Annotated in this window: 8 protein-coding genes; 3 read left to right on the top strand and 5 right to left on the bottom strand. The window is 62.1% G+C overall.

Going from position 1 to position 9,397, the window contains the following annotated elements; genetic code table 11:
- On the top strand, nt 1-1,232 hold a 1,232-nt coding region (locus PGX04_RS27250; protein WP_273741357.1), incomplete at its 5' end, for an outer membrane protein assembly factor BamB family protein.
- A 206-nt stretch (nt 1,233-1,438) separates the two neighbouring features.
- On the opposite strand, the gene PGX04_RS27245 is transcribed toward PGX04_RS27250, so the two are convergent.
- A complete protein-coding gene (locus tag PGX04_RS27245) occupies nt 1,439-2,626 on the bottom strand; it encodes an ATP-binding protein (RefSeq protein WP_273741356.1) in 1,188 nt (395 codons plus the stop codon).
- Nucleotides 2,627-3,159: 533 nt separating this feature from the next.
- On the opposite strand from PGX04_RS27245, the gene PGX04_RS27240 reads away from it, so the two are divergent.
- A complete protein-coding gene (locus PGX04_RS27240; protein ID WP_273741355.1) occupies nt 3,160-3,534 on the top strand; it encodes a 30S ribosomal protein S8e in 375 nt (124 codons plus the stop codon).
- Between the two features lie 58 nt (nt 3,535-3,592).
- Here PGX04_RS27240 and PGX04_RS27235 read toward each other — a convergent pair whose 3' ends face one another.
- The 4 genes from PGX04_RS27235 to PGX04_RS27220 all read right to left on the bottom strand — a co-directional run bounded on the left by PGX04_RS27235 (nt 3,593) and on the right by PGX04_RS27220 (nt 8,965).
- Nucleotides 3,593-4,588: a phosphate uptake regulator PhoU gene (locus tag PGX04_RS27235; RefSeq protein ID WP_273741354.1), complete on the bottom strand. Its 996-nt coding sequence runs from the start codon at nt 4,586-4,588 to the stop codon at nt 3,593-3,595.
- Between the two features lie 348 nt (nt 4,589-4,936).
- Nucleotides 4,937-5,164, bottom strand: coding sequence for a DUF7511 domain-containing protein (locus tag PGX04_RS27230; RefSeq protein WP_273741353.1), 228 nt, complete (start codon nt 5,162-5,164; stop codon nt 4,937-4,939).
- A gap of 594 nt (nt 5,165-5,758) precedes the next feature.
- Entirely contained in the window at nt 5,759-8,260 is a 2,502-nt protein-coding gene (gene ppk1, locus PGX04_RS27225) for a polyphosphate kinase 1 (protein WP_273741351.1), read from the bottom strand.
- Nucleotides 8,261-8,272: 12 nt separating this feature from the next.
- Nucleotides 8,273-8,965 carry a metallophosphoesterase family protein gene (locus PGX04_RS27220; protein ID WP_273741350.1) on the bottom strand — a complete coding sequence of 231 codons (693 nt, stop codon included), beginning with the start codon at nt 8,963-8,965 and terminating at the stop codon, nt 8,273-8,275.
- Nucleotides 8,966-9,201: 236 nt separating this feature from the next.
- Between PGX04_RS27220 and PGX04_RS27215 the strand changes: the two genes are divergently transcribed.
- Nucleotides 9,202-9,397 (top strand): dihydrofolate reductase family protein (locus PGX04_RS27215; RefSeq protein WP_273741349.1); only part of this gene is annotated, 196 nt, incomplete at its 3' end.

The raw sequence follows: 9,397 nt of genomic DNA, 5'->3' as shown, positions 1-9,397 counted from the left end.
ACGTGCCGCTGCCGGCGGACGACGACGTGTCGATGTTCCGTCGCGGACTGCGACGGTACGGCTACTACCCCGAGGAAACCGTTCCGTCATCGGTGACCGTCGACTGGTCGTTCCCGGTCAACCGCATCGGCCACACCGCGGCCAAATCGACGCCCCGGCCGACGCCCGGCGGCGAGACGGTGCTGATCGCCGGCGACGACGGTCGGATTCACGCCGTCAGACCGACCGGCGAACACCGTTGGAACCTCGAGACGGGAGCCGGCAGAAGCCTCGGCTTCCACGGAACGCCGGCGATCGCCGACGGCACCGCCTACATCGGCGGCTACGACGGCGAACTCTACGCCGTCGACGTCGACTCCGGAACCACGATCTGGCACACCCGAATGCGCGAGTTCGGCGATGCGATCGCGATCGGCTCGAGCCCCGCGTACGTCGACGGCTCGCTCTACCTCCTCACCGAACACAAGAATCCCGCCAGCGGCGCGCTGTGGGAGGTCGACGCCGCGACCGGGAATCCGACCTGGAGCGACGACCGCATCTGGGGAATGCCCCATCCCTCGCCCGCGATCGACTGCGAGGCCGGCCGGCTCGTCACCGGCTCCAACGACGGCGTCGTCTACTGCTGGGAGTTTCCCTCCCTCGAGTTCGCCTGGTCGTTCCAGGCGGGCGGCGAGGGCGGTCCCGACGGGGAATCGATGGCCGACGGCCGGTTCAATCTCGGTGCGCAGATCAAGGGAACGATCCCGACGTACGACGGCGCGGCGTTCGTCGGCTCCTGGGACGGCCGGTTCTACCGCCTCGATCTCGCCGACGGCAACGAGGAGTGGTCGTTCGACACCGGCGACGTCGTCATGTCGAATCCGGCGATCGACCCTGACCGAGGAGTCGTCTACGTTGGTAGCGATAGCCACCACGTCTACGCGCTCGAGGCCGCGACCGGCGACGAACTGTGGTCGACGGACGTCGACGGCCACGTTATCGGCTCGATCACCGCCACGGCCGAAACGATACTCGTCGGCTCCTACGACACCCACCTATACGCACTCGACAGAGAAACCGGAAACCGGCGCTGGCGGGTCGAAAACCGCGGCCACGTCACCAGCGGCGCGATCCCCCGCGACGGCCGGATCTACTACGCCGAGCGCGGCGCCTTCTCGAACTACTACAATGACGACGAGGAGACGGTGCTCGAGGAGCCCGGCCACGCGTACTGTCTGGTTCCGGACGAATGACGACTGTCGTTTCTCAGTGGCAATCGAGAGATGCGAGGGAAGTGATTTCTGGAGCGGGGACGGACGAGCCGTTTTGGCCCCTTAGCGGTGTGGACAGGTCAATCGACCCGGCCAATACGTTTCCAACCGGCTAATCGCAGCGAAGATCGAGGCATACGGTCAGTTACGAGGCTGGGTCGGTTACGAGGCTGACTCGAATAGACTGTTTAGGTCGATGTTGAACCGCTTTGTGTAGAGCGGGTATCCACCCTATCGGTCACTGCTGGTAACGAAAACGTGAACATCGTCCCTTCGCCGGGCGTGGAATCAACCCGAATCTCGCCATTATGTCGTTCGACAATTCGTTTACAGAGTGCGAGTCCGATTCCCGTCCCCGAATGCTCTTCCTGGCTGTGAAGCCGTTGGAATACCTCGAAGACGCGGTCTTGATCCTCTGGATCGATCCCGATGCCGTTATCACGAACCGAAATGATCCATTCCTCGGTATCGCGCTCAGCGGAAACGACGATCCGTGGCGGTTCGTCGCCAGTATACTCAATCGCGTTCGAAAGGAGATTCTGAAAGAGTTGGCGTAACTGGCTCTCATCACCCTCAATGCGTGGTAACTCGTCGGTTTCGATAGTGGCGTTGGTCTCATCGATCTGTAGTTCGAGATCCTGGCGAACGTTTGCAAGCACCTCGTCGAGAGCAACGGGTTCGAATGGGTCACCCTGCGTGTCTACACGTGAATATTCGAGCAGCCCATCGATCATCTCTTTCATTCGTTCCGATCCGTCGATCGCGTAGTCGAGGAACTCTTCACCATCTTCGTCGAGTTCATCGCCGTATCGGCGCTCGATAAGTTCCAGATAACTTGAAACCATTCGGAGCGGCTCTTGCAGATCGTGAGATGCGGCGTACGCAAACTGCTCGAGCCGTTGGTTCGATTCTTCGAGTTGTCTTTGGGTTTGTTCCAGCAGACGATTTTGTCGTTCAAGTTGATGGGCCCGTGTTTTCGCATGCGCAGCGTACGTCCCCACACCGTATCCGGCGACGGAACTGAACCCCGTAAGTATAAGCACAGATCGAATTGGGTTGGAGATGCTTGGACCGGGCTGGAACTTGTAAAGCGCGAGGATGGCGAGCATTATCCCAATACCGACGAGACACCAGCCGGCAATAGTGGAGTAGAATCTCGGGTGGATGTCGGTGCGGGGCAATCGATATCCGCCCACGAGGAGGATGGCACCAGAACCGCCGATAAAGCTGGCAACGATGAGAGTATTCACAGGAGCCATCTCTGGAGAAGTCGGCATGAACACCCAGCCCACAACAAGTATGAGGTACAGCCCACCGAGAGCTAGAATCACATTCCGCCCACCAATAACGCCCGCGAAGCGGTTCCAGAGGCGCATTGAAGTGATTGGGAGATGACCAACTATAGCCCTTTTGAATTGACCAGTGAATACTAATTCGATGTTCAGTTCATATACGTAGTTACCGTTCAGTACAGACGATTGATATCGCACTACTGTTCGGCAACGAAGACGAGCAGTTCCCGATCCGATAGTTGCAATCTCTCGATCGGAATCATTCCAGACGACGAACGCAGCAGAGACGCGGACTCGAAAAGGTGACTGGCTTGAAAGTATCCGAAGAACGAGTTCTCGAGACGGTCCGAAGACTGACCGATCAGTTCGGACGTCTAGCAACGACACGCGAAATCGACTACCGTAGTGCCTCAGTGACCGGAATCGCTCGATGGAAGAGATGTGATTGGGGGAGTCGAAGTGAACCCGACTCCTATAGAGCGGAGGCGACGGAGGCGTGACAGATGGCCCAAGCGTTTGTGATAGCCAGAAAGAGGGTGTCGACATCCGCTTACCGCGCCCGCAGAGCAAAAGGTCGTAGCAGTGCATTCAAGTAGACGCCAGGATTTTGATTGGGTATGCAAGATCAGGGACGCTCTACGCGCAAGCGAACCGGCGGCCGACTGAAGAACGTTCGAAATCGCCGCAAGGACGAACTCGGCCGACTGCCGACTGAGACCGAGGTCGGCGAGCCGCGATTCCGGACCGTCGACGTCCGCGGTAACGGTACGAAGACGCGAGCGCTCGCCACGAACGTCGCGAGCGTCAACAAGGGCGACGAGACGGTGCCCGCGGATATCGAGGACGTCGTCGAGAACGACGCCAACCCGAACTATATCCGCCGGAACATCATCACCAAGGGAGCCGTCATCGAGACGAGCGAGGGTCGAGCCCGCGTCCGGTCCCGACCCGGTCAGACCGGTCAGGTCAACGCCGTTCTCCTCGAGGAGTAGCGATCGACGGTTTTCTGTCGGTTTTTGCGCACTGTTCCCGAGCGGCGCTGCCGCGGATTCAGGGCCGCGGTGCCGCCTTCTGTAACGCCGTCTCGGCGATGTTGCCGCCGTAGTCGGCGCTTCTGGACAGCGAGTCGACGATCAGCCCCAGCGACTGGGCCTGTGCTGGCTCGAGATCGCGAAGCGTATCGTCGATCTGTCGGGTGTGATCGTCGATCTCGAGGACGGCCGCGAGGGCGTCGTGCCCGAGCCGGTTCGCCTCCTCGGACTCGTCGGCGAACAGCGCGTCCATCGACTGGTCGAAGACGCTCGTGGCTTCGGCGTGGAGTCCGTAGAGGGCGTCGGCCACGTCGGCGGGAAGCTCGTCGAGTTTGAGCGCGATATCGCTGATCTTGACGGCGTGGTCGGCGATCCGCTCGAGCTGGCGGGCGCTCGAGTGGAAGTCGAAACAGGCCTCGCGTGAGACGCCCAGTTCCTCGACGGCGCGGGGCGATCGCAGCGTCGCGCGGAAGATCCGCGAGACAACGAGCCAGAGCCGGTCGACGTCGTCGTCGCGCTCGATCACGTCGCGAGCGATGTCGTCGTCGTTTTCGATCAGCGCGGTCACCGCGTCCTCGAGCATCGATTTGGCGATCAGGCGCATCCGCGTGACGGCGTTGACGATCGACAGCTCCGAGGAGTCGAGGAGGTCCTGGATGACCACGCTGTCACTGGTTTCCTCGAGCACCTCGACCCCGACGAGTCGCTGGGTCGCATCGCGGATCGCGCTGCGCTGCTCGGTCGTGATCCGGCCTGCCTCCAGCGAGATGACGTCGAAGCCGCTGACGTACATCGTCATCACCGCCCGCATGAGCTGTTCGTCCCCGAGCCCGGAGACGTCCATCGTCCCCTCTTGTCGGCGCGTTTCGCGTTCGGGAGTGAGGAGCAGTTCGTCGTCCTCGGGATAGAACTCGACCGTCGTCCCGCTGCTCACGCCGTTGTCGGTCGCCCATGTTTTCGGCAGCGAAACGGTGTACGTCGACCCGCCAGTCACCTGGACTTTTCGCGTCTCCATACGCAGCCCTTTCTACTGTAACAATATAAATCCACCAGTCTATAGAGAGATATGGATCGGTAGCATTCATGCTGTCTGACGGCACTCTCGCCTATTTTTAGTACCTACTCGACTGTATCGCTCAATCGATAATGGTTCTCAACAATAGGTCTATATAGACAAGTTTGGCGTCTGTATCGCCACGAGTTCAGTGATGAGCCATCGCTGGTACTGACACGGCACGACACGACTCGAGCGATGCGCAGCGGCCCTCGGATCGGAGCCGAGCGGACGCTCGCTGTCTTTTTGCGGCGAGAATCTCCCGCCAGTCACGGGAGACGCCGAACCTGATTTACGGCGAGGAGGCTGTCACTGCATGTCGGCGAGATCGACGAACGTTCGGACGTTCGCCGATATCCACGTCGTCAACTGGTCCTCCTCGGAGCACTCGCGCGGCGCGATCGTACACCGATCGGGGCGGTCCTCGTATCGGACGACGATCGACTCGAGCGCGGGCGCGTCGCTCTCGTGTTGCGCGACCGCGGCGAGTCGACGTCGGGCGGATCGATCGTCGTAACCGCTGGTGAATTCGGTCATGGGTTCGGGAAGTAGCCGTGTATGCGAATCGACCGACGACACGTACAAAGCCACTGCTAGTTGTGATATTGAGGAATCAATATCCGTTCTATGCGCTCCGTACGAAGTCCAGGCGGAGCGTAACGGTGACCGTTCGCCGAGAGCGCGACGGAATCGGCCCACTTACCGCTACCAATCGAACTGGCCGCCAACAGAAAGGGGGCTGATTGAATCGACTACCTAAAACAGCGAGAGAGTCCCGCCGTTTACGGCGTTGACGAGACGCTTCGCGTCTCGTTCGCACATCAGAACGCGAAGCGTTCTGAGGACGGGAGTGAATCGCGTCACTCTACGACGCGAACCACCGATTACTCCTCGGCCGGAGTCTCCAAGTCGTCGGCGGCGTGGATCAACATCCCACGCCACGTCAGGCCGTGTTCGTTTTTCACACGTTTGATGCGCTCGTACTCAAGTGGGACAGTCACGAATGGCTGGAGTCACCACGCTCTCACCGTCCCAACGAGGAGCACACGAACCCGCAAGTTGCCTCCGTGGACTCGGCATAGCCGAGACTCCCAGCGCAAGGAAACCCCGGCGCTCACGCCGGGGAGGATGTCATGTCCGAGGATTGTTCCGAACGTCGTTGAGTGCGGAACGCATGAACGTCTCGTGGACGTTCGTCGTCGCTCCGTCTTCATCGGCCCGGCACCGATCGTAGCTCCCGTCCGAACGCATCACCCATCTGTTCGCATCGTCCGCCAGCAGGGTCTCGAGGATCGTCTCGAGTCGCCCCTGGAGGCGCGGGTCTTCGATCGGCGCGATCGCCTCGACCCTGCTGTCGAGATTGCGGGTCATCCAGTCGGCCGAGCCGATGTAGTATCGGTCCTCGCCGCCGGCGCGGAAGTAGAAGATCCTCGAGTGCTCGAGGAACCGGCCGACGACGCTGTAGACGTCGATCGTCTCGCTGATCCCCTCGAGTCCGGGCCGAAGTCGACAGATATCGCGGACGACGAGATCGATATCGACGCCGGCCATCGACGCTTCATAGAGTTCGCGGACGATCTTCGGATCCTCGAGACGGTTCATCTTCGCGACGATACGGGCGTCGTCGCCGTCGCGGGCGCGCTCGGCTTCGGCCCGAACGAGTTCGACGAAGCGATCGCGCATATTCCCCGGCGCGATGAGCAGTTTCCGGTAGTCCCGATACATCGAGTGGCCCGTGAAGTAGTTGAACAGCCTGACGAGGTCCTGCCCGACGTCTCGATCGGCCGTGAGCAGGCCCAGATCCTCGTAGCGCTTCGCAGTCTCGGAGTGGTAGTTACCGGTCCCGACGTGGGAGTAGAGGCGCACCCCGTCGTCTTCCTCGCGGACCACCAGTGACGTCTTCGTGTGGGTCTTGTACCCGATCGTCCCGTAGGCGACGTGGATCCCCTCCTCCTCGAGCTTCTTCGCCCACTCGAGGTTGTTCTCCTCGTCGAAGCGGGCCTTCAGTTCGACCATAACGGCCACCTGTTTGCCGTTTCGAGCGGCTTGAATCAGGCTCTCGATCACCTGCGAGTCGCTGGCGGTCCGGTAGATGGCCGCCTTGATCGCGAGCACGTCGGGATCGTTCGCCGCGGCCTCGAGGAACCGCTGGATGGTCTCCTCGAAGGAGTGGTAGGGGTGGTGGACGAGCACGTCGCGGTCGCCGATCGCGTCGAACACGTTCGTTCCGTCCTCGCACCGCCCCAGCCGCGGATGGGGCTGTGGCGACCACTCGGGCAGCTTCAGTTCCGGTCGGTCGAGCTCGGTGAAGTCCGCGAAATCTCGGTACTCGAGTGGTCCGTCGAGAGCGAACACCTCCCGATCGTCGAGGTCGAGTTCGCGCGTGAGGATGTCGCGGATCTCGTCGGGCGCGTCGCTCTCGATCTCGAGCCGGACGGCGGTGGCAAACCGGCGTTCTTCGATGACCTCCTCGATCATCTCGATCAGGTCCTCGGCGACCTCCTCGTTGCGGCGAACCTCCGCGTTACGCGTCACCCGGAACAACGCGGTGTCGACCACCTCGACATCCGGGAAGAGCAGATCGAGGTTCGCCCGAACGATGTCCTCGAGGCGGACGTACCGCGCGTCGTCGCCGAGCTGGACGAACCGGAGCTGGTTGCGCGGGATCTTCACCCGCGAGAAGGTGAGATCGGCATCGGCCCGTTCTCGCGTCAGGACGGCCAGCGAGAGGCTCTGGTTCGAGATGAACGGGAACGAGTGGGCCGGATCGAACGTCAACGGAGTCAGGGTCGGCAGGACGGAACTCTCGAAGTACTCGCGCAGCTTCCGACGCTCGACGGCGGCGAGGTCGTCGTACCCGACGATGTGGATCCCCGCGTCCGCCAGTGCGGGTCGGATCTCCTCGCGGTACCACTCGGCCTGGCGCTCGAGCAGCGGCCGAGATTCCTCGAGGACGTCCGCCCACTGCTCTCGCGGCGTGCGACCGTCCGGCGTCTCCTCGGTGACGCCGGCCGCGATCTGCTGTTTCAGTCCCCCGACCCGTTTGCGGAAGAACTCGTCCATGTTCGTCGTGACGATCGCGAGGAACTTCACCCGCTCTAAGAGCGGATTGGTCTCGTCCCCCACCTCGTGGAGGACGCGACGCTGGAAGGCGAGTTCGCTGAGCTCACGGTTCAGGTAGTAGGACGGCTGCGTGAGGTCGACGCTCGAGGAGTCGATCGCCGAGTCCCCGGATTCGGTGGTCGATCGTTCGATCCCATCGGCTGCCGTCGGCGAGTCGGTCTCGGTGGACGCATCGACGCGGTCGGCGTCCTCGGCTGGAACGGGGAGCGTCGCCGTTTCGCTGGCGTTGCTCGAGTCGATATTGGTGTCATCGGTTCCAGCAGCTGTCTTCGCCGCCTCCGACGCTGTCGAATCGGAATCACACCACCGTGCGGTTCGCTCGATCGGACTCGAGTCGTCGCGCTCCGCCGCGGATCGGTCGACCGCCTCCGAGTCGGCGTCCCCTCCCGCTTCACCGTCCAGCGCCGATCGAAAGGCAAACGAAGCCGCTTCGTCGGTCGCGGATTCGGTCGGTTGGTCGTCCGGTTTCGAACCCTCTTCGTCGGTCTCGGTCGTATCTCCTTCGTTCATCTCAAATTCCCCTCAACTGTCGTCGAGCGTGACGAACTTCTCGGACGATCGTTCCACGTGATCGGCTCCGGCGACGCTGTGGAACCGATCGCGCCGGACGTCGTAGGCCGTGAGCGTTCCACCGTAGACACACCCCGTATCGAGGCCGACCGCCCACTCCCGGTCGATCGGGGCGTCGAGGACGGTGTGGCCGAAAAAGACCCGCGGCGGTCCCTCGTAGGTCTCGAACCAGAAGGGACCGTCGTAGCCGTCGCCGTCCGGCGATCGCATCGTCAACACGTCCTCCGCGGAGTGGGCCGCCAGCGGCCTGTTCGGATCGATGCCGCCGTGAACGACGAGGCCGCCGTCCCACGAGATCGCCGTCGGAAGCGACTGCAGATACCGGGAGTCGGCCGCGTCGAGGGCCGGCAGCGAGGCCTCGCCCTCGAGCAGCTTTCGCTCGTTGTTCCCCCTGACCGAGAGCAGCCGCGGCGACCGTCTGATGCGATCGAGCACGGCCTCGCTCTCCGGCCCCTTTCGTACCAGATCCCCGACGAACACGGCCAGATCGGTACCGCTGAGATCGAGCGTCTCCAGCAGCGCCTCGAGCGCGTCGAGACAGCCGTGAACGTCACCGACGACGTAGACGTCGTCCCGGTTCTCGAGGTCGATATGTCGGTGGTCGAACGATACCGTGTCGCCGAACGCGGAGGTCCCGGTCGTCACGTGTTATACGTCCGAACTCTCCACCGAGACCGGATAAGTCGTTTATATGTTTCGTATTTAATACTATATAGGACCGTGTAGTCGGCGGGCGGGACCGCATCCGCGGCGCGTATCTGGAATCGGCGTGCGAAGTGTAATCAGCGTGTGAAGTGTATTGGAACGCGGACGCTGAGACCGGACTGGACCACAGCCGCCGAGACACGGGATTTCTTTACGATCGACCGCCCACCACGAATATGCACGTCGTCGTCAACGCCGCCGCGAGTGCGGACGGCAAACTCTCCTCGCGCCGGCGCGAACAGATCGCGATCAGCGGCGAGGCGGACTTCGCACGCGTCGATCGGCTCCGGGCTTCGAGCGACGCCGTCGTGGTCGGCGTCGGAACCGTCCTCGCGGACGATCCGCACCTGACCGTCAAGGACGAGGAGTTGC

This window comes from Natrinema soli (assembly GCF_028618695.1).
The sequence above is the reverse complement of the archived record's forward strand: the minus strand, read 5'-3'. Positions and strand labels throughout refer to the sequence as shown.

Coding starts and splice junctions, on each gene's coding strand:
- ppk1 (WP_273741351.1), bottom strand. CDS start 8,260: ATGAACGAAGGAGATACGACCGAGACCGACGAAGAGGGTTCGAAACCG.
- PGX04_RS27230 (WP_273741353.1), bottom strand. CDS start 5,164: ATGACCGAATTCACCAGCGGTTACGACGATCGATCCGCCCGACGTCGA.
- PGX04_RS27240 (WP_273741355.1), top strand. CDS start 3,160: ATGCAAGATCAGGGACGCTCTACGCGCAAGCGAACCGGCGGCCGACTG.
- PGX04_RS27245 (WP_273741356.1), bottom strand. CDS start 2,626: ATGCGCCTCTGGAACCGCTTCGCGGGCGTTATTGGTGGGCGGAATGTG.
- PGX04_RS27235 (WP_273741354.1), bottom strand. CDS start 4,588: ATGGAGACGCGAAAAGTCCAGGTGACTGGCGGGTCGACGTACACCGTT.